The 17,577-nt window shown below is 70.3% G+C and carries 23 protein-coding genes; 15 read left to right on the top strand and 8 right to left on the bottom strand.

Annotation, left to right across the window (positions count from 1 at the left end; all coding sequences use genetic code 11):
* Nucleotides 1–9: 9 nt before the first annotated feature.
* Nucleotides 10–816, bottom strand: coding sequence for a tryptophan-rich sensory protein (locus EOJ32_RS00660; protein ID WP_341872765.1), 807 nt, complete (start codon nucleotides 814–816; stop codon nucleotides 10–12).
* A gap of 60 nt (nucleotides 817–876) precedes the next feature.
* Here EOJ32_RS00660 and EOJ32_RS00655 point away from each other — a divergent pair, with 60 nt between their 5' ends.
* Nucleotides 877–1,899, top strand: coding sequence for a LacI family DNA-binding transcriptional regulator (locus tag EOJ32_RS00655; protein WP_046001216.1), 1,023 nt, complete (start codon nucleotides 877–879; stop codon nucleotides 1,897–1,899).
* On the opposite strand, the gene EOJ32_RS00650 is transcribed toward EOJ32_RS00655, so the two are convergent.
* Nucleotides 1,896–2,753: a hypothetical protein gene (locus EOJ32_RS00650; protein WP_127897369.1), complete on the bottom strand. Its 858-nt coding sequence runs from the start codon at nucleotides 2,751–2,753 to the stop codon at nucleotides 1,896–1,898. The genes EOJ32_RS00655 and EOJ32_RS00650 overlap by 4 nt on opposite strands.
* On the bottom strand, nucleotides 2,740–3,348 hold the full coding sequence (gene mobA, locus EOJ32_RS00645) for a molybdenum cofactor guanylyltransferase MobA (RefSeq protein WP_127897368.1): 609 nt from the start codon (nucleotides 3,346–3,348) through the stop codon (nucleotides 2,740–2,742). The genes EOJ32_RS00650 and mobA overlap by 14 nt, the downstream gene beginning before the upstream one ends.
* A gap of 158 nt (nucleotides 3,349–3,506) precedes the next feature.
* Here mobA and exbB point away from each other — a divergent pair, with 158 nt between their 5' ends.
* From exbB to EOJ32_RS00630, 3 genes are read left to right on the top strand one after another with little or no spacing between them, the layout of a single operon-like run.
* The gene (gene exbB / locus EOJ32_RS00640; RefSeq protein WP_127897367.1) at nucleotides 3,507–4,550 is read left to right on the top strand and encodes a tonB-system energizer ExbB; all 1,044 of its coding nucleotides are present in this window, start codon (nucleotides 3,507–3,509) and stop codon (nucleotides 4,548–4,550) included.
* Nucleotides 4,551–4,553: 3 nt separating this feature from the next.
* Entirely contained in the window at nucleotides 4,554–5,015 is a 462-nt protein-coding gene (gene exbD, locus EOJ32_RS00635) for a TonB system transport protein ExbD (protein WP_127897366.1), read from the top strand.
* Nucleotides 5,012–5,893: an energy transducer TonB gene (locus EOJ32_RS00630; protein WP_127897365.1), complete on the top strand. Its 882-nt coding sequence runs from the start codon at nucleotides 5,012–5,014 to the stop codon at nucleotides 5,891–5,893. The genes exbD and EOJ32_RS00630 overlap by 4 nt, the downstream gene beginning before the upstream one ends.
* A 171-nt stretch (nucleotides 5,894–6,064) precedes the next feature.
* Here the strand turns inward: EOJ32_RS00630 and EOJ32_RS00625 are convergent, their stop codons facing one another.
* The 4 genes from EOJ32_RS00625 to EOJ32_RS00610 are packed head-to-tail and all read right to left on the bottom strand — an operon-like array spanning nucleotide 6,065 to nucleotide 9,636.
* Nucleotides 6,065–6,823 (bottom strand): ABC transporter ATP-binding protein, encoded by a 759-nt coding sequence (locus EOJ32_RS00625; RefSeq protein WP_127897364.1) that lies wholly within the window; start codon nucleotides 6,821–6,823, stop codon nucleotides 6,065–6,067.
* A complete protein-coding gene (locus EOJ32_RS00620) occupies nucleotides 6,820–7,776 on the bottom strand; it encodes an iron chelate uptake ABC transporter family permease subunit (RefSeq protein ID WP_127897363.1) in 957 nt (318 codons plus the stop codon). The genes EOJ32_RS00625 and EOJ32_RS00620 overlap by 4 nt, the downstream gene beginning before the upstream one ends.
* Nucleotides 7,769–8,737: an ABC transporter permease gene (locus EOJ32_RS00615; protein ID WP_127897362.1), complete on the bottom strand. Its 969-nt coding sequence runs from the start codon at nucleotides 8,735–8,737 to the stop codon at nucleotides 7,769–7,771. The genes EOJ32_RS00620 and EOJ32_RS00615 overlap by 8 nt, the downstream gene beginning before the upstream one ends.
* Entirely contained in the window at nucleotides 8,737–9,636 is a 900-nt protein-coding gene (locus tag EOJ32_RS00610; RefSeq protein ID WP_127897361.1) for a siderophore ABC transporter substrate-binding protein, read from the bottom strand. Before EOJ32_RS00610 ends, EOJ32_RS00615 begins: the two co-directional genes overlap by 1 nt.
* Nucleotides 9,637–9,817: 181 nt before the next feature.
* On the opposite strand from EOJ32_RS00610, the gene EOJ32_RS20010 reads away from it, so the two are divergent.
* The 9 genes from EOJ32_RS20010 (at nucleotide 9,818) to EOJ32_RS00565 (ending at nucleotide 15,273) form a co-directional block, all read left to right on the top strand.
* The gene (locus tag EOJ32_RS20010; RefSeq protein WP_164871360.1) at nucleotides 9,818–10,105 is read left to right on the top strand and encodes a DUF2218 domain-containing protein; all 288 of its coding nucleotides are present in this window, start codon (nucleotides 9,818–9,820) and stop codon (nucleotides 10,103–10,105) included.
* A 109-nt stretch (nucleotides 10,106–10,214) separates the two neighbouring features.
* Nucleotides 10,215–10,829, top strand: coding sequence for a ribonuclease D (locus EOJ32_RS00600; protein ID WP_127897359.1), 615 nt, complete (start codon nucleotides 10,215–10,217; stop codon nucleotides 10,827–10,829).
* Between the two features lie 39 nt (nucleotides 10,830–10,868).
* A complete protein-coding gene (locus EOJ32_RS00595) occupies nucleotides 10,869–11,813 on the top strand; it encodes an SIS domain-containing protein (protein ID WP_127897358.1) in 945 nt (314 codons plus the stop codon).
* 2 nt (nucleotides 11,814–11,815) lie between these two features.
* Nucleotides 11,816–12,424 (top strand): hypothetical protein, encoded by a 609-nt coding sequence (locus EOJ32_RS00590; RefSeq protein ID WP_127897357.1) that lies wholly within the window; start codon nucleotides 11,816–11,818, stop codon nucleotides 12,422–12,424.
* Nucleotides 12,425–12,464: 40 nt separating this feature from the next.
* Nucleotides 12,465–12,944, top strand: a complete 480-nt coding sequence (gene lptA / locus EOJ32_RS00585) for a lipopolysaccharide transport periplasmic protein LptA (protein ID WP_127897356.1) — start codon at nucleotides 12,465–12,467, stop codon at nucleotides 12,942–12,944.
* On the top strand, nucleotides 12,944–13,678 hold the full coding sequence (gene lptB, locus EOJ32_RS00580; RefSeq protein ID WP_127897355.1) for an LPS export ABC transporter ATP-binding protein: 735 nt from the start codon (nucleotides 12,944–12,946) through the stop codon (nucleotides 13,676–13,678). Before lptA ends, lptB begins: the two co-directional genes overlap by 1 nt.
* 179 nt (nucleotides 13,679–13,857) lie before the next feature.
* Nucleotides 13,858–14,433, top strand: a complete 576-nt coding sequence (gene hpf, locus EOJ32_RS00575) for a ribosome hibernation-promoting factor, HPF/YfiA family (protein ID WP_045984022.1) — start codon at nucleotides 13,858–13,860, stop codon at nucleotides 14,431–14,433.
* Nucleotides 14,434–14,537: 104 nt separating this feature from the next.
* Nucleotides 14,538–15,002 carry a PTS sugar transporter subunit IIA gene (locus tag EOJ32_RS00570; RefSeq protein ID WP_046001228.1) on the top strand — a complete coding sequence of 155 codons (465 nt, stop codon included), beginning with the start codon at nucleotides 14,538–14,540 and terminating at the stop codon, nucleotides 15,000–15,002.
* 82 nt (nucleotides 15,003–15,084) lie between these two features.
* The gene (locus tag EOJ32_RS00565; protein WP_127897354.1) at nucleotides 15,085–15,273 is read left to right on the top strand and encodes a hypothetical protein; all 189 of its coding nucleotides are present in this window, start codon (nucleotides 15,085–15,087) and stop codon (nucleotides 15,271–15,273) included.
* 43 nt (nucleotides 15,274–15,316) lie between these two features.
* Here EOJ32_RS00565 and EOJ32_RS00560 read toward each other — a convergent pair whose 3' ends face one another.
* Nucleotides 15,317–16,183, bottom strand: a complete 867-nt coding sequence (locus tag EOJ32_RS00560; protein WP_371706154.1) for a branched-chain amino acid aminotransferase — start codon at nucleotides 16,181–16,183, stop codon at nucleotides 15,317–15,319.
* A gap of 156 nt (nucleotides 16,184–16,339) precedes the next feature.
* Here EOJ32_RS00560 and EOJ32_RS00555 point away from each other — a divergent pair, with 156 nt between their 5' ends.
* Nucleotides 16,340–16,858, top strand: coding sequence for a MarR family winged helix-turn-helix transcriptional regulator (locus tag EOJ32_RS00555; protein ID WP_046001230.1), 519 nt, complete (start codon nucleotides 16,340–16,342; stop codon nucleotides 16,856–16,858).
* Between the two features lie 7 nt (nucleotides 16,859–16,865).
* Nucleotides 16,866–17,567: a response regulator gene (locus EOJ32_RS00550; protein WP_046001231.1), complete on the top strand. Its 702-nt coding sequence runs from the start codon at nucleotides 16,866–16,868 to the stop codon at nucleotides 17,565–17,567.
* Nucleotides 17,568–17,577 lie beyond the last annotated feature (10 nt).

Here is a 17,577-nt window from a genome sequence, read left to right as displayed (position 1 = left end):
CGGGTCAACTCATCGGGCGGTGGCAAGGCGACCCGCCAGCGCGGCGGCGCCAAGGGTCGCGATCAGGATCACGGGCCAGTTTCCGGCGCCCCAGTTGGCGACGACGATCCCGGCCAGCGCCCAGATCACGGCCGCGGAATAGGCCCATTCGCGCGGGCGCAGCGACTGGACCGCCAGTGCCAGCGCGCTGACCGCGATCAGGCACAGGATCGCGGCGGTCTGGGCCGACAGCCAGCCGTGGCCGCCCAGCCAGATCCCAACCGACACGCCCGACGCCGCCGTCAACCAGCCCGCGTAAAGCGCGATGGGCCGCCCCTCCAGCCAGCGGTCGCGGCGACCGGCCCAGATCATCGCGACGATGGCACTGACCAGCATCGCAATGATCATCAGCGTGGCCAGACCCGGCAGGCGCTGCGCCACCGGCAACCAGAAGAACCCGACGACCAGGCTGACCAGCAGCGGCGCCCGCAGCGGCAGCCAGCCCTCGTCGTCGGCACGGCGCCACAGTCCGAAGGCGGCGCCGGCGATCAGCCACAGATAGATCAGGCCCCAGATCGAGAAGGCCCAGCCCGCAGGCTGGATCGGCGGGTCCGGCTGGGGAATCGGAAAGCGGTCGGGATCGTAGCCCGCAAAGCCCGGGAACAGCAGCGGAGAGACGGCAAAGGCCACCGCCGCCAGCAGGACCAGAAGGGCAAGGGTGCGGTTCGGCATGGGCAGGGCTTTCTGCTGGGGCGCGGGGTGCAGGTTGGCGCGTTGTGCGCGTTTGTCAACGTGCAGGGTGGCGCGGCGGTTGCCATGGGCGCGCGTTCGCGCCATGGATAGGGCCCCCGCATCCCGGCGCGACACCGCGCCGCAGCCCGATGGCCCGTGCAGACGATGAAGCTCAAGGATTTCGCCAAGCTGGTGGGCATGTCCGCGACCACGGTCAGCCGCGCCCTGAACGGCCACCCCGAGGTGAACGAGGCGACCCGCGCCCGCCTCGTCGCCGCCGCCCGCCAGCACGGTTATCAGCCGAACGCCCATGCGCGCTTTCTGGCGATGGGCCATGCCAGCACCATCGGCTGCGTGATCCCCATCGGCGGCCGGAACGAGATCGTGAACCCGATCTATGCCGATTTCCTGGCCGGGGTCGGCGAGGAATGCGCCCGCCGCCGGTTCGAGATCAACCTGACCGTCGTCCCCGAGGAGGATCAGCCCGACGCCTATCGCGCGCTGTCGTCAAAGGGTCTGATCGGGGGCGTGATCGTGCAGTTCCCGCGCCATGACGACCCGCGCCCCGCGCTGCTGGATCGGATCGGACTGCCTTATGTCGTGCATGGGCGGGTGACCGGGCATGACGGTCCCTACAGCTGGGTGGACGTGAACAACCTGCGGGCCTTTGAACGCGGGACGGGGTTCCTGCTGCAGCTTGGTCATCTGCGCATCGCGCTGCTGAACGGGGACGAACGGCTGGATTTCGCGCGCCGCCGCCGCGACGGATACCTGCGCGCGCTGCGCGATGCGGGCCATGCGCCGCGGCCCGCGCTGATGACCACCGGAGAGATGACGGCCGCCTATGGCTATGCCCAGGCCCGCGCCCTGCTGGCGGGCCCCGAGGCGCCGACCGCGTTCCTGTGCGCGGCCACGATGATCGCAACCGGCGTGCGCCAGGCGATCGAGGAGAGGGGGCTGGTCCTGGGCCGCGACGTGTCGGTGCTGACCTTTGACGACGACCTGTCCTATTACGCGAACCGCGATGCGGTGCCGGTGTTCAGCGCCATGCGGTCGCCGGTGCGGGTGGCGGGGGCGCGCTGTGCGGCGCTGCTGATCGACCGGATCACCGGCGGTCCCGGTGATCCGGTGCAGGAGCTGCTGGAGGCCGAACTGGTCGTCGGCCGGTCCACCGCGCCGCCGGCCTAGGGCATCGGCCCGTCGCCCGTCCGGGGCATCGCCGCGCGCAGGGCCGCGTCATGGCCGAACCCCAGGATCTGCCCCTCGGCCGCCAGATCGGTGATGCGGGGGTCGGGGGCCAGCATCGGCACCAGCGCGTCGCGGTCGTCCAGCGCGCGCAAGGTGCGGGCCAGCAGCCCCACCTGCGCCGCATCCAGGCAGGGCCAGCCCGCAACATCCAGCCGCCCCAGCATCGAGGGATAGACCTCGGCCAGCACCAGTTCCGCGTCCTGCCATGGCTGGAACGGCCAGACCGCCGTGCCCGCCCGCTGGCGCAGGCGGTTCAGCCAGGGGATGCCCGTCAGGCTCTGCGCGCCGACCGCACCCGCGCCGGCCAGCTGAAAGGGCGATTTCGGGCGCGGGCCTCCGGGAATTGGGGTTTCCGTCACGCGGTGCGGTGCCAGGTCGGGATGGGGCGGGGGCCTCAGCCGCGGCAGGTCCGGCGTGGGCAGCCGCCGCCCGTCCCCCCAGAAGACCGGCGCATCCAGCGCCCGGTTCAGCCCCGCCGCCACGTCACGATAGTTGCTGCAGTTGCGCGCGTCGTCGCTGTGCTGCGCGTCCAGGTGGTCCCACAGCGCAAGCGCGTCGGCCCGTCCGGTGATCTGGCGCGCCAGCCCCGACGGATGGCCAAAGGCGAAATCCGCCCCGATCAACAGCCGGGTTCCCGGTTCGGCCAATCTCTGCAGCAGGTGGTGGGCCTCCATCCGGGTCGGCGGGTTGGCCAGCAGGCCGCGGTCGTCACCGATCCAGATCGAATCGGCCCCTCGTGTCGGGCGTCCCGCCGCCGACCAGTCCAGGACCACGATCCGGTCAAAGCGCGGCAAGACGCGCCTCGGCCCGGGCCAAGTCGGCGGGGGTGTTGATGTTGGCAAAGACCGCGTCTGGCCAGACCGCACGCCCCGGCTGATGGCGTTCGGCAAAGCGGCGGACGCGGCGCTGATCCGCGGCCAGCGTCGCGGCCAGGTCGTCGCGCAGCGCCACGGGCCACAGCCCGAAGGTCGGATGTTCGCGCGGCCCCTGCGGATCGTCGCCCGCTGCCAGCGCAAACCCCATGGGCCCCCGCGCCGCCCACAGCCGCGCCACCAGGTCCGGTGGCAGGAAGGGCGAATCGCCCGGCACGGTCAGCACCTGCGCGGCCCCCAGGCCCCGCGCCCAATCCATCGCCACCAGCACCCCCGCCAACGGCCCGGGGCGGTCGGGCAGGCTGTCAGGCAGCACGGGCAAACCGAACCGGGCAAAGCGCGCCGGATCGCCGTTGGCGTTCAGCGCCAGCGGCTCGGCCTGCGGGCGCAGGCGGTCCAGCACATGCGCCAGCATCGGTCGCCCGGCCAGCGCCATCAGGGGCTTGTCGCCGCCGCCCATGCGGGTCGCGCGGCCTCCGGCAAGGATCAGGGCGGGGATGCGGGGGGGTGATGTCATGGCGCGACTGTGGCCCCGCCGCATCGGCGGCACAAGGCATCACCGCGTTTCCAATAATTGACAGTTTTGCTTGGTGGGCCGATAACCCCCCGGACCGCCGCAGGCCCGACGCCCTTTCGCGCCCGCCTGCCCGACACCAACTGGATGCAAGGACCGCCATGACCCATCTGCTCAGACAGCCGCTTCGCGCGGGGCTTGCCGCATTTCTGGTCGCCGCGACGCTGGCCGGTGCGGGCCTGGCCCAGGACGTGCCGACGACCCAGAGCCAGCCAGAGGCTGCAGTTCCTGCCGCCCCGCAACCCGCCGCCGACGGGGCCGCACCGGCGGCTGCGCCCGACGCCGCGGCCCCTGCGGCCGTCCCCGACGCCGCGACCCCGGATGACGCTGCGGCGGGCGTGCAAGCCCCGTCCCCGACGCAACCTGCCGCGCCGGGCCAGACCGCGACCCCTGCTGACCCTGCCGATGCGGCGCAACCGGTGCCGGTCGTGGCCGAACGCGACCCCGGCCTGCCGCATGACCTGTCGCCGATGGGCATGTTCCTGGCCGCGGACTGGGTCGTGAAGGGGGTCATGATCGGGCTGGCGGTGGCGTCGGTCATCACCTGGACGATCCTTCTGGTGAAGCTGATCGAGCTGTGGGCCGCCTCGCGCCGGGTCACGTCGGCCACGCGGCGCATCCAGGCCGCGCCGTCCCTGCCGGACGCCCTGGCCGGGATCGGGCGCCGCCGCGATCCGGTGTCGCGCATGATCCGCTCTGCCGCCGAGGAATACCGCCGGTCCGAACCGGCCCTGGCGCAGGCGGGCGATCACGGCATCAAAGAGCGCGTCGCCTCCCAGCTGGACCGGCTCGAGGTCGCCGCCGGTCGCCGCATGGCACGGGGCACGGGGGTGCTGGCCACCATCGGGTCGACCGCCCCCTTCGTGGGTCTGTTCGGCACCGTCTGGGGGATCATGAACAGCTTCATCGGCATTTCCGAATCGCAGACGACCAACCTGGCCGTCGTGGCGCCGGGCATCGCCGAGGCACTGCTTGCCACCGCCATCGGCCTGGTCGCGGCGATCCCCGCGGTGGTGATCTACAACGTCTTTGCCCGCGCCGTCACCGGCTACCGGATGCGTCTCGGCCATGCCGCGGCGGGGGTCCAGCAGATGGTCAGCCGCGATCTGGACTTTCGCGGCCGCGGCCCTGCGGCGGGGGTCTAGGCCATGGCCGGAGGCATCCGCGACACCGACGACCTGGCCGACAACCACGAGATCAACGTCACGCCCTTCATCGACGTGATGCTGGTGCTGCTGATCATCTTCATGGTGGCCGCGCCCCTGGCGACCGTCGACGTGAACGTCGATCTGCCGGTGTCGAACGCGACCCAGGCCGAACGCCCCGAGCAGCCCGTCTATGTCAGCGTCAGGCCCGATCTGAGCCTGGCCGTGGGCGATGACAACGTGGCCCCCGGCGCGCTGGCCGCGGCCCTGACCGCGGCGACAGGCGGCGACCGCGAACAGCGCATCTTCCTACGCGCAGACCGTGCGGTGGCCTATGGCGACCTGATGGGGGTGATGAACACGCTGCGCGACACCGGTTATCTGAAGATCGCCCTGGTGGGGCTGGACGCCGTGCAGGCCCCGCCCGAGGTCCCGGCCGTGCCTGCCGCGGGTGCCGCGCCATGAGCGGTCGCGCCCTGCGCATGCTGGGCGAAGGGGGGCTGTGGGCGGGTGCCTCGGTCCTGGTGCTGGCGGCGCATGTGGGGGCGGGGATCTGGATCATGGGGCGCGCGGATGCAGGCGCCCCGCCGGGCCTACCCGATGCGGTCTTCGTCGACCTTGCCCCGGCGATGCCGCCTGCTGCCGACATGCCCCAAGGCGCGGAGGCTGCCGCCGGCTCGGACGCCCGTCCCGAAGTCGAGGCCGAGGAGGAGCCTTTGCCTGAGGAGCCGCAGCCCGAACCCCAGGCCGAGCCCGAACCCGATCAGGTGGTCGAACCCATCGACCCGGCGACGCTGGACCTGCCCGATTTCCAGCAGTTCGCGCCCCCCGACATTCCGGTCCGGACGGCGCTGGCTCTGGACAGCTCGACCCGCCCGCAGCGGCGTCCCGAGCCGCAACCCGAACCCGAACCGCGCCGCGACCCGGAACCGGCGGCAGAGCGTCAGCCCGAACCGCAACGCCGGCAGGCGGCACAGGCCGCCGGGCAGCGCGGTCAGGCCGAGACCAGTCGCCCGGCGGGCAATGCCCAGGGCGGCGGGGCCTCACGGCAGGCTGCGGCCGATGCCGCATCGCTTTGGGGCGCGCAGGTCGGGGCCTGCATCCAGCGGCGCGCATCGCTGCCCCGGAACGTTCGTCAGGGGGGGCGGGTCAATCTGGCGCTGACGGTCTCGCGCAGCGGTGCCATCCAGGGTGTTGGCATCGCCGGATCGTCGGGAAGCCCGAACGTGGACCAGGCGGCGCTGACCGCCGCGCAGCGCGCAGGTCGCTGTCCCGCAGCTCCTGCAGCGCTGACCGATCCGATCTATTCGTTCACGTTGCCGATCCGTCTGGACGTCCGCTGACCGCAGGGTCGCGCAAGCCGCCCCCATCGAAGGGGCGTCTTGCGCCGGGGGCTGCGCCCCCGCGGTACGGTGCCGAAGGGGCAACTCCATGCGATGCCTTGGCGGGTGCGGGGGGTCCGGGGGGTGCAGCCCCCCGGGGCTCCGCCGGGCTGCAGGCCCGGCAGCGGCGCGTCAGACGTGGTGCAGGACCAGCGGGCGGCCCTGATGCGCGCCGACGCGGATGGGCGCGTCGTAGAGGTCCGACAACACCGCCTCGGTCAGCACCTCGGCCGGGGTGCCTTCGGCGGCCACGCGGCCGTCCTTCATGGCGATCACGTGATCGGCCCAGGCCGCGGCATAGTTGATCTCGTGCACCACCATCGCCACGCTGCGCCCGCCCTGATCGACCAGCCCTCGCAGCCGGCCCATCAGGGCGCGGGCATGGGCCATGTCCAGGTTGTTCAGCGGCTCGTCCAGAAGCAGCCAGTCGGTATCCTGCGCCCAGGCCATCGCGATATGCGCGCGCTGCGCCTGACCGCCCGACACCTCGTCCAGGAACCGGTCGGCCAGATCGGTCAGGGCAAAGGTCTTCAGCGCCAGCCAGACCAGCGCGTGATCCTGCGGACCCGGGCGGCCCTTGTGATGCGGCCAGCGGCCGAAGGCCACCAGCTCGGACAGGCGCAGGCGGCTGGCGATGGCGGTCTGCTGGCCCAGGATCGCCATGACCTGCGCCAGCCGGTCGGTCGGCGTCGTGGTCACGTCGTGGCCGGCCACGGTGACCCGGCCCCGCTGCAGCGGCTCCAGCCGGCCGATCAGGCGTAGTAGCGTCGACTTGCCCGCCCCGTTCGGGCCGATCAGCGCCGTCAGCCGACCCTTGGGCAGGGTCGTCGTGATGTCGTGCAGGATCGGCGTGCCGGCGATCGCGTGGCAGACCCCTTCGATCTGGATCATCGGATGCGCCCCTTCAGCAGCAGATAGAGGAAGAACAGCCCGCCCGCGAATTCCACGACGACCGACAGGGTAGCGGCCTGGCCCAGCTGGCGTTCGAACAGCCACTGTCCCCCCACCAGCAGGATCGCCGCCGACAGCGCCGACGCGGGCAGCAGGACGGCGTGGCGCGCGGTCCGCATCAGTCCATGCGCCAGCCCCGCCACGATCAGCCCGAAGAAGGCCACCGGCCCGACCAGCGCGGTCGAGACCGAGACCAGCACCGCCACCAGCCCCAGCACGCCCAGCACCATGCCGCGGTGGGCCAGCCCCAGTGACACCGCCGGATCGCGTCCAAGCGCCAGCACGTCCAGCTGCGCCGACAGCCGCCACGCGACCAGCACCGCCACCGCGGTGATCGCCGCCGCCCAAGGCAGCAGCGTGGCATCGACCCGGTTGAAGCTGGCAAAGCTGACCGACTGCACCACGGCGAATGCGTTGGGGTCCAGAATGCGGCCCAGAAATCCCGACAGCGACCGGAACAGCACGCCCAAGATCACCCCGGTCAGGATCATTCGTGGCAGGTCCCGCGCGCCGCGCAGCAGCAGTGTGCCGAACAGCAGGGCTGCCAGGGCGGTCATCACCGCGATCTCGGCCAGGAATTTCGGGCCTGCGGGAAGGCCGGTCAGGCCCGCGCCGCCCAAGGCCACGACCAGCGCCGTCTGCAGCAGCACGTAAAGCGCGTCGAACCCCATGATCGACGGTGTCAGCACCCGGTTCGCGGCGACCGTCTGGAACAGGATCGTGGCGACGCCGATAGCGGTGGCCACGGTGACCAGCGCCGCCAGCTTGGTTGCGCGCAGGCCCAGGATGAAGCCGCGATTGCCGCCGCCCAGCCCCTGCAGCATCCAGACCGCCGACAGTGCCGCCAGCAGCAGCGCCATCCCGCCCAGCATGATCCGCGCGCGCCTATCCATGGGCGGGCTTCGACCGAGCGGGCCGCCGATGCAGCAGCCACAGGAACAACAGCGCGCCCAGAACGCCCAGGATGGTGCCCGCGGGGACTTCATAGGGGTGGATGACCAGCCGCCCGGCCAGATCGCAGCCCAGGACCAGCACCGCCCCGGCCAGTGCCACCACCGGCAGGGAGGCGCGCAGGTTGTCGCCCATGATCCGCGCCACCAGGTTCGGCACGACCAGCCCCACGAAGGGGATCATCCCCACCGTGGTCACCACCATCGCCGTCACCACCGACACCACCGCCAGGCCCAACCGCATCACCGCCGTCGACGACAGGCCCAGCCCCGTCGCCACCTGATCGCCCAGGCCCAGGATCGCGAAGCGGTCGGCCGAGAACCAGACCAGCCCCGCCGCCGCCCCCGCGATCCACAGCAGTTCATAGCGCCCCGAGATCACGCCCGAGAATTCGCCGCTGAACAGCCAGGTGCCGACATATTGCATCAGGTCGCTCTGCCAGCCCACGAAGGTCACGACCGAGCCCAGCACACCAGACAGGACCAGCCCCGCGATGGGGACCAGCATCACCTCGCGCACGGGCAGGCGGCGGATCACGGCCAGAAACAGCGCGGTGGTGACCATGGCCGACAGGCTGGCCGCGACCATGCGCAGCCACAGGGGGCTGGTCGGCCACAGGATGGTGATGGCCAGAAGGCCAAGCGCCGCGCCCTCGGCCGTGCCCGACGTGTCGGGGCCGACGAAGCGGTTCCTGACCAGCGCCTGGATCAGCACCCCCGCCACCGACAGCGCGGCCCCGGTCAGCACCACCGACAGCGTGCGCGGCAGGCGCGATTCCAGCAGGACCAGCATGGCCTGCGGATCGCGAAAGGCGTCCGTCACGCGGATGTCGGCGGCGCCGACCGTCAGGCTGGCCAGCATCAGCGCGACCAGCGCCGATGCCAGGGCGGGCAAGGGGCGCATCAGTCCGCGAAGGCCTGCGTCAGCTGGTCCAGCACCGCCATGGTCGAGGCGTAGCCCCCGGCCGAGATATAGGCCGCCGCCGGGTCCAGCCGGATCACCTGATCCTGCTGCCAGGCGGTCGTGCCCGCCACCAGGTCCGAGCGCAGCGTCTCCATCGCGCCCTGGCCGTCCTCGCCGATGGCGGCGCCGCGATCGACGACCAGCAGCCAGTCGGGATCGGCCTGGGCGACGAATTCATGGCTGATCGCCTGGCCGTGGGTGGCGTCGTCCAGGCCCGGCACGGCCTCCTCCAGCCCGGTCGCGTCGAAGATCCAGCCGAAGCGCGACCCGGCGCCATAGGCGGACATCTTGGAGCCGTTGGTCATCACGATCAGCGCGGTGCCCTGGCCATCGGCGGCGGCACGCAGGTCGGCCAGCCTGGCGTCCAGGGTGGCGGTCATTTCCTCGGCCTGGGCGGTCTTGGCGAACAGCGCGCCATAGGCGTCGATCCGGGCGCGGGCATCGGCCAGAAGATCCGGGCCGAAGGTCATGTCGATGGCCGGCGCCACCTGCGACACCGCCGCCAGCTGGGTCGAGGAGCGGCCGCCGACGATCACCAGGTCGGGCGCCAGCCCCGCCAGCGCCTCCAGATCGGGTTCGAACAGGGTGCCGACGGGGGTGGCGCCCGCCGCCGCATCGCGCAGGGCGGGGACCAGGATGTTGTCGATGCTGCCCGCGGGCGTCACGCCCAGGGCGGTGATCGTGTCCAGCGCGGCCATATCATAGACCGCGACGTTGTCGGGATTGTCCTGCAGGGTCACGGGACCCTGGGCGGTATCGACGGTGACCTGGGCCAGGGCCGCGACCGGCGCGGTCATCAGGGCGGTGGCCAACAGGGCGGGCGATGCGATGCGGCGCATGGCGTTCCTTTCGATCAAGGTTGCGCGTGGTGGCTGGATCCTGGCTGCACGCAGGGCGGGCTTAGCGCCGTCGCGCGCGCCGCGCAAGAATGTCAGGGTCTTTTTGTCGGAATATCGCGGCGAATTGTTGACTCAATCACTTTGGCATCCTAGCTGCGGGGCATTCGCGAAAGGACATCCCATGCGCATGACTGCCGATTTTCCCACCGCCCGCGCCGCCGCGCTGACCGGCACGATGGCCAAGCATTTCGGTCACAAGATCCCGGTGACCCATGACGACCGCCTGGCGGTGCTGACCTTCGAGATGGGCGTGGCCCGGATCGAGACGCAGGACGCGTCCCTGCGCCTGACGCTGGAAGCCGCGGATACTGAATCGCTGGAGGGTCTGCGCGCGGTGATCGAAAGCCACCTGATGCGGTTTGCGCATCGCGAGGAGCCCGGGCCCCCGGCCTGGACGCCCCCTGCCTGACCGGTCACGCGATTTTCGCTGGATTGGCGGGCCGGTTTCTGGTCGAAGGGGCGCCAAGCCGCGGGTCCGGGGACGGGCCGGGCGGCGCGCAATTCAGGCAGGACCGGCGATGAGCATCCATCTGTACCCGAACGACCTTCCCGACGATCTGGTGCTGGGCCCGGTCGTGGCCATCGACACCGAGACGATGGGCCTTGACCCGCGCCGCGACCGGCTGTGCCTGGTGCAGCTGTCGTCCGGCGACGGCGAGGCGCATCTGGTCCAGATCGACCGGGGCCAGACCGAGGCTCCGAACCTGACCAAGCTGCTGACCGACCCCAAGGTGGTCAAGCTGTTCCATTTCGGCCGTTTCGACATCGCCGCGCTGGAGAACGCGTTTGGGGTGGTCACCTCGCCCGTCTGGTGCACCAAGATCGCCTCGCGGCTGGTGCGGACGTTTACAGACCGGCACGGGCTGAAATACCTGCTGCAGGAGCTGGTGGGCGTCGATGTCAGCAAGCAGCAGCAGACCAGCGACTGGGGCGCGGCCGACCTGTCGGACGCGCAGCTGGAATATGCCGCGTCGGACGTATTGCACCTGCACAAGCTTAAGGATGCCCTAGAGGAGCGGCTGAAGCGCGAGAACAGGCTGGGTCTGGCGCAGGCCTGCTTTGACTTTCTGCCCGCGCGTGCCCATCTGGACCTGCTGGGCTGGGGCGAAGAGGGCGACATCTTTCGCCACTGAGCGGGCAACGGGTATTTGGACAAAGAAGAAGGGCAGGGCGTGGCGGATTACATCGAGACGGCGCGACGGGTGATCGGGGTCGAGATCGCAGGGCTGGAGGCCCTGTCGGCGGGTCTGGGCCACGAGTTCTCGCGCGCGGTCGAGATGATCCTGGCGGTGCGCGGCCGGGTGGTCGTGTCGGGCATGGGCAAGTCGGGCCATGTGGGCCGCAAGATCGCGGCGACCTTCGCCTCCACCGGGACGCCCGCGCAGTTCGTGCACCCGGCCGAGGCCAGCCACGGCGATCTGGGCATGGTCACCGAATCCGACCTGGCGCTGGTCCTGTCCAACAGCGGCGAGACGCCCGAGCTGGCCGACCTGATCGCGCATACGCGGCGGTTCTCGATCCCGCTGATCGGGGTTGCGGCGCGGCCGCAATCGACGCTGATGCGGCAGGCGGACCTGGGGCTGGTGCTGCCCGCCGCACAGGAGGCCTGCGGCAACGGGATCGTGCCCACGACGTCGACCACGATGACGCTGGCCTTGGGGGATGCGCTGGCCATCGCGCTGATGGAGCATCGCAGGTTCACGCCGGAACATTTCCGCACCTTCCATCCCGGCGGCAAGCTGGGCGCGCTGCTGGCGAAGGTGGGCGATCTGATGCACACCGACCTGCCGCTGGTCGGGCTGGATGCCCCCATGTCCGAGGCGCTGCTGGTGATCAGCCAGAAGGGCTATGGCGTGACCGGGGTCGTGGACGGGGACGGTCTGCTGGCGGGGATCATCACCGACGGCGACCTGCGCCGCCACATGCAGGGCCTGCTGGACCTGGACGCGCGCTCCGTGATGACGCCCGCCCCGCGCACCATCGCGCCCGGCGCCCTGGCCGAGGCCGCCCTGGCGCAGATGCAGGAGCGCAAGATCACCTGCCTGTTCGCGGTCGAGGACGGGCGCCCCCGCGGCATCCTGCACATCCACGACTGCCTGCGTGCGGGGCTGGTCTGACCATGTCGCGGACCCGCATCGTCCGCTGGCTGCGCGTGCTGCTGCCGCTGGTGGCGCTGGCGATGCTGTCGACGATGTTCCTGTTCAGCCGCGGCTCTGACGTGGAATCGCGCATTCCCTATGCCGAGGTCGATGCCCAGGCCGCGGCGCGTGACAACCGCATCGTCGCGCCCGAATACAGTGGGGTGACCGGCGACGGGGCGCAGCTGACCCTGCGCGCGGCGCAGGTCACGCCGGGCGGGTCCGGCGGGGCCGCGGGGGACGTGGCGCTGGATTGGCTGCGCCCCGACGGGCTGCGTGCCGAGCTGACCGCGCCGCAGGGCGGGTTGCTGGACGGGCTGGTGCGGCTGGAGGGCGGCGTGCGCATGACCACCAGCAGCGGCTGGCAGCTGGACACGCCGCAGATCGACGCGCGGACCGATACGTCGGTCCTCCAGGCCGACCGCGGGGTCGAGGCGCAGGCGCCCTTTGGCCGCATCACCGCGGGCCGCATGCGGCTGGCCCCTGCTGCGACCGATGCCGATGCCGGGGCCGCTGCGGGCGATTCGGCGGGCGGCGGGGCCGCAGTCTTGAATTTCTCGGACGGCGTGCGTCTGATATACCAACCCTGACACCGGGCCGCTTTCCGCCCGAAGCCCTATCGAGGACCCGATGACCCTTCGCCCCCTGCTGATCGCGCTGGCGCTGGCCGCGCCGCAGCCCGCCCTGGCGCAGACCACCTTCGGGGGGATGCAGGCCGACACCTCGGCCCCGGTCGAGGTGTCGGCCGACAATCTGGACGTCAACCAGGCCGACGGCACCGCGCTGTTCACCGGCAACGTGGTCATCGGTCAGGGAGAGATGCGCCTGTCGGCGGACCGCGTCGCCGTGCAATACGCATCCGGCGACCAGCAGCGCATCGACAGCCTGACCGCGACCGGCAACGTGACCCTGGTGTCTGGGGAGGACGCGGCCGAGGCCGCCGAGGCGGTCTATGACGTCGCCGCGGGGTCGGTCCTGCTGACCGGGGACGTGCTGCTGACCCAGGGGGGCAACGTGCTGGCCGGAGAGCGCATGACGGTCGACCTGGCGACGGGCGCGGCGCAGGTCCAGGGGCGCGTGCGGTCCGTCCTGCAGCCGGGGTCCAACTGATGACCGACCGTTCCGGGCTGGACGTGCGTGGCCTGCGCAAGTCCTATCGCAACCGCCCCGTGATCCGCGACGTGTCCGTCAGCCTGCAGCGCGGAGAGGTCGTGGCCCTGCTGGGCCCGAACGGGTCGGGCAAGACGACGTGCTTCTACTGCATCGCGGGGCTGGTCACGGCCGATGCCGGGCAGGTGCTGATCGACGGGCGCGATGTTACGCGCCTGCCGATGTTCCGCCGCGCGCGCATGGGCATCGGCTATCTGCCGCAGGAGATGTCGATCTTTCGCGGCCTGACGGTCGAGCAGAACATCATGGCGGTGCTGGAGGTGGCAGTCGACGACCCCCGCCACAGGCGCGACCGGCTGGAGGAGCTGCTGGCCGATTTCTCGATCACGCATCTGCGCGGGGCGCCGGCGCTGGCCCTGTCGGGCGGCGAACGCAGGCGGGCCGAGATCGCCCGCTGCTTGGCGTCCGATCCGGGCTTCCTGCTGCTGGACGAACCCTTTGCGGGCGTCGACCCCATCGCCGTGGGCGAGATCCGCACCCTGGTCCATGCGCTGAAGTCGCGCGGGATCGGCGTCCTGATCACCGATCACAACGTGCGCGAGACCCTGGGCATCGTCGACCGGGCCTATATCCTGCATGACGGGCATGTGCTGATGTCGGGCACGACCGACCAGATCGTGGCCGATCCGCGCGTGCGCGAGGTCTATCTGGGCGACAGCTTCTCGCTGTCCTGAGCGCGCGGAAATCCGATTCAGGGTCACGCCCCCGTGTGGGCCGTTGACAGTCGGCGCGCGCTGTCACCAAATTGAGATATGCGGGTGCGGAGATGCCGCCCCGTTCAACCCGTTCGCGCCCTTGCCGGCACCAGTGGCGGGCAGGCGCCGCGACGACGGGCAACCGGAGAGGAGTGACGATGCGCTATACCATCAGCGGAAAACACATCGATGTGGGTGATGCCCTCAGCACGCATGTAAAGACCGAACTGGGCGCTACGATCGAGAAGTACTCTCAGCGTCCGACCGATGCGGCGGTGACCTTTTCCAAGGACGCGCATCAGTTCATGTGCGATTCGGTCGTGCACCTGTCCACTGGCCTGAACGTGGCCGCGCGCGGGACGGATACCGACATCTATGCCGCCTTCGAGGCCTGCCGCGAGAAGATGGACAAGCAGCTGCGCCGCTACAAGCGCCGCCTGAAGGACCACCACAAGGAACGGCCCGAACCGGTTGTCTTCGGCGAGGCAGGCAGCTATGTGCTGGCCGCCGACGAGGATGCGTGGGAATCGCAGGATGACAGCCTGCAGCCGATCATCATCGCCGAAATGCAAAGCCGCGTGCCCACCCTGTCGGTCGGCGATGCGGTGATGCAGATGGAACTGTCGGGCACCCCTCTGCTGGTGTTCCGCAACGAGAAACACGGCGGCGTCAATGTCGTCCACCGCCGCGACGACGGCAACGTCGGTTGGATCGATCCGCGCGGAAACGGCTGACCGCACGTCCGCGTCCAAACGACGCGGGACGACGGCCGCACTGGATGCCGCCCCCCTGACAGCTATGTCCGGGGGGCGGACAGCTTGGGAAAGACAAAGGCGCCATGCAACTTGCTGAAATCCTCCGGCCCGGGGCGGTCCGTTCCTTGGGACAGGTCACCTCGAAGAAGCGGCTGTTCCAAGAGCTGGCCGATCTGGCCCATGCGGAATACGGGCTGAATGCCTCCGAGGTGCTGGACGCGCTGCAGGAACGCGAAAGCCTGGGGCCGACCGGGGTGGGGCAGGGCGTGGCGCTGCCGCATGCGCGGCTGCACGGGCTGGACAAGGTCGCGGGGCTGTTCCTGCGGCTGGACAAGCCGCTGGATTTCGACGCGGTGGACCGCCAGCCGGTCGACCTGATCTTTGCGCTGCTGGCCCCCGAAAGCAGCGGCGTTGACCACCTCAAGGCGCTGGCGCTGGTGTCGCGCACGCTGCGCGATCAGGACCTGCGCGCCAAGCTGCGCGCCAATGACGACCCCGTCGCGCTGCACGCGGTCCTGTCGGCGGCACAGGGGATCAAGGCCGCCTGAGCCTGCCTTTCGAACAACACTGTTCAAATCGGACCGGATCGGCCCTATAGTCCAGGGGGTGACACCCACGGGAGGGCTGACCATGACCAGACATCATGCCGACAAGCCGCGGATGCAGGGGGCGGCGCGCCTGCGCGAATTCCTGCGCCTGGACCGCGAGGGCGGGATGCACGGCGCCATCCGCGCCCTGCACGCGCGCCCCCACGCCCGGGCCGAGGACAGCCGCAAGGCCGCCGAATACGCCCGCATCGCGCGGGGTCACCTGAAGTGACCCCGAGGAGGACCGCCCGCTGGGGCGGTCCCGCATTCAGGCCTCAGGCGCGGACCAGCGCCTCATAGCTTTCGGCCACGTCGCGGGTGATCTGGCCCACCTGGAAATGCCAGTCGCCGATCTGGCCCACGGGCGTAACTTCGGCCGCGGTGCCGGTCAGCCAGCATTCCTGGAACCCCTCCAGCTCGTCGGGCGTGATGCGGCGTTCGTGGACCGTATAGCCCTTGTCCTTCAGCATCTGCACGATGGTCTGACGGGTGATGCCGTTCAGGAAGCGATCGGCCAGCGGCGTGTGGACCTCTCCGTCCTTGACGAAGAAGATGTTGGCGCCGGTCGCCTCGGCCACGTAACCCTCCCAGTCCATGAACAGTGCGTCCGAACAGCCCTTGGCCTCGGCCGCGTGCTTGGACATGGTGCAGATCATGTAGAGGCCCGCGGCCTTGGCGGCGGTGGGGATGGTCTCGGGGCTGGGGCGTTTCCATTTGGCCACGTCCAGTTTCGCCCCCTGCCACTTCGCGTCGCCGTAATAGCTGCCCCATTCCCAGGCCGCGACGGCCATGCGGACCGGGTTGCGCGCCGCAGATACGCCCATGTCCGGCCCCGACCCGCGCCATGCGACGACGCGGACATAGGCGTTCTCGAAGCCGTTGGCTTTCAGCACGGCCTCCTTGGCGGCGTCGATCTCCTCGGCAGAATAGGGGATCGGCATGTCCAGCAGGCGGCCCGATTCGATCAGGCGCAGCGAATGTTCGTGACCCTTGAAGATCTTGCCGTCATAGCACCGCTCACCCTCGAAGACCGAGCTGGCATAGTGCATCGCATGGGTCAGGATGTGTACCTTGGCGTCGCGCCAGTCCACCAGGTCCCCGTCCATCCAGATCTTGCCGTCGCGATCGTCGTAAGCCAGCATCATATGTCTCCATCCGCCGCCCGGTTTTTCGATTCTTGCGCCTGTCAGGGCGGATTTGGCATGTTTGTTACGCAAGATGCTTGACGGCTAGCAATCACGGATTAGAAAGTCAACAACGCTGCCATATCCGGGGCAGGTGACGAACAGAGGGTGCAGATGCAGGAAAAAGCGCGGATCCAGGCGATGATGGGCGAGGACCTGCTGTTCCTGACCGACGACCAGCTGCGCCGCGGGATCGAGGCGATGTTCTTTGCCTATCGCGCCTTCACCGCCGATCCGGACCTGATCCTGGCCGAGCTGGATTACGGCCGCGCCCATCACCGCGCGCTGCATTTCGTCAACCGCGATCCGGGGCTGACGGTCACCTCGCTGCTGGCGGTGCTGGGCGTGACCAAGCAGTCGCTGAACCGCGTGCTGCGCACCCTGATCGAGGACGGGCTGGTCGACAGCCGCATCGGCCGCCGCGACCGGCGCGAACGCCAGCTGCACCTGACGGCCAAGGGCACCGCCCTGGAACGCCGCCTGTCCGAGGCGCAGCGGGCACGGATGCGCGCCGCCTATCGCAATGCCGGGCCCCAGGCCGTGTCGGGGTTCCGCCAGGTTCTGGAAGCGATGATGGACCCCGAGACCCGGGCGCAGTATCAGGCGCTGAAGGATCTTCCCGAAGACCGCTGAGGCCGCCATGACGCATACCGACTGCCACCTGCTGATCGTCGACGACGACGAACGCATCCGCGCGCTGCTGGGGCGGTTCCTGCGCAAGAACGGATACATGGTCACCATGGCCCGTGACGCGGTCCAGGCGCGCCGCCTGCTGGCGGGGCTGGAGTTCGATCTGATCGTCATGGACGTGATGATGCCCGGAGAGGACGGCCTGGCCCTGACGCGGGCGCTGCGCGAGCGGATCGACACGCCGATCCTGCTGCTGACCGCCAAGGGCGAGACCGAGGACCGGATCAGCGGGCTGGAAAGCGGCGCCGACGACTACCTGCCCAAGCCCTTCGAGCCGCGCGAACTGCTGCTGCGCATCGGTGCGATCCTGCGCCGGGTGCCGGTGGTCGAGGTGGCGCAGCCGAAATACCTGACGCTTGGCGCGCTGCGCTATGACACGGACAAGGGCGAGTTGTGGAACGGCGACGCGCCGCTGCGCCTGACGGGCACGGAAACCGCGCTGCTGCGCCGTCTTGCGGCCAGCCGGGGCCAGCCGGTCAGCCGCGCCGACCTGATCGACGACCTGGGCCGGGGCGGCGGCGAGGACGAGAACGGAGAGCGCGCCATCGACGTCCAGATCACCCGCCTGCGCCGCAAGATCGAGCCCGACCCGCGCGAGCCGCGGTTCCTGCAGACGGTGCGGGGCACCGGTTACATGCTGGTGGTGGACTAGGGCGGTCCGC

This window comes from Paracoccus sp. Arc7-R13 (assembly GCF_004010775.1).
In the GTDB taxonomy this organism is placed as follows: Bacteria; Pseudomonadota; Alphaproteobacteria; order Rhodobacterales; family Rhodobacteraceae; genus Paracoccus; species Paracoccus marcusii.
The sequence above is the reverse complement of the archived record's forward strand: the minus strand, read 5'-3'. Positions and strand labels throughout refer to the sequence as shown.